The sequence below is a fragment of the Rubrivirga litoralis genome (genome assembly GCF_031846415.1).
Classification (GTDB): Bacteria; Bacteroidota; Rhodothermia; order Rhodothermales; family Rubricoccaceae; genus Rubrivirga; species Rubrivirga litoralis.
The window spans coordinates 1-1,089 of record NZ_JAVRHT010000091.1 but is presented as its reverse complement, the minus strand read 5'-3'; the positions used below and the strand labels follow the sequence as shown (position 1 = coordinate 1,089).

At 72.1% G+C, this 1,089-nt stretch carries 1 pseudogene; it reads left to right on the top strand.

Annotation, left to right across the window (positions count from 1 at the left end):
- Positions 1-28: 28 nt before the first annotated feature.
- Positions 29-891: pseudogene (locus tag RM540_RS16545) on the top strand (ISAs1 family transposase).
- Positions 892-1,089 lie beyond the last annotated feature (198 nt).

The following is a 1,089-nucleotide window of genomic DNA, read 5'->3' as shown; positions in this document are numbered from 1 at the left end:
CCCGTCCCACGTCACCGTCCGGGCCGTCTTGCAGGCCGTCGACCCCGCCGCGCTCTCGGCCGCCTTCCGCGCCTGGGCCACCGCCCGGCTCCCCGACGGCGAGGTCCTCGCCGTCGACGCCAAGGCCGTCCGCTCGACCGTCTCCGGCCACGGCGCCGCGCAGCAGGACTTCGTGGCGCTCGTCTCCGCCTACGGCGTCCGCTCCGGGCTCGTCGCCTCGGCGACGGCCTACCGCAACGGCGAGACCAGCGAGATCGCCGCAGCGCAGGACTTGATCGCCGACCTCGCGGCAGCGCTCGACCTGACGGACACCACGGTGACGCTCGACGCGCTGCACTGCTCAAAAAAACGCTCCGCGCGGTCCGCGACGCCGGTGGCGACTGGCTCGTCAAACTGAAGCGGAACTGCCGCCGGCTCTACGCTGAGTGCGAGGCGCAGACCGACGGCGAGCCGCTGTCGGTGAGCGACACGACCGAACGGACGCGGGGCCGCGTGGTCCGGCGGGTGGTCGAGGTCTACGCCCCACCGGCGTGGCACGACGATTGGCCCGAGGTCGGACGTGTGGTGCGGGTGACGCGCTCAGGCGTGCGCGACGGCGAGGCGTACGAGCGGACCGGGCTGTACGTGACGAGCCGGACCGACGGAGCCGCCCGGCTGGCGGAGGTCGTCCGGTGGCACTGGCACGTCGAGAACCGGGTCCACTGGTGCAAGGATGCGCTCCAGCGAGAGGACACCGGGGGTGTGCGCTCGAAAGCCGGTGCGGCGGTGCTGTCGCTGATCCGGGGCGTGACGCTGTCGGTACTGCGGCACAACGGGGAGTGGTCGCCGACGGCGGCACGGTCGCGGCTGGCGAGCCGGGTGCGAGAGATGCTCTCGATCCTCAGAACTTAACAGCCCTGCCCGGTGGGGGAGGGAGAATCCTATCAGACGGTTTTCCAAAGGGCGGGGTGGACCATTCCGGGCAATTCACCACCCCGCCCCTGCCACGAGCGGGGCGGGGCGGCCATCTTGCCAGTCCCCAGTCCCCAGTCCCCAGTCCCCAGTCCCCAGTCCCCAGTCCCCAGTCCCCAGTCCCCAGTCCCCAGTCCC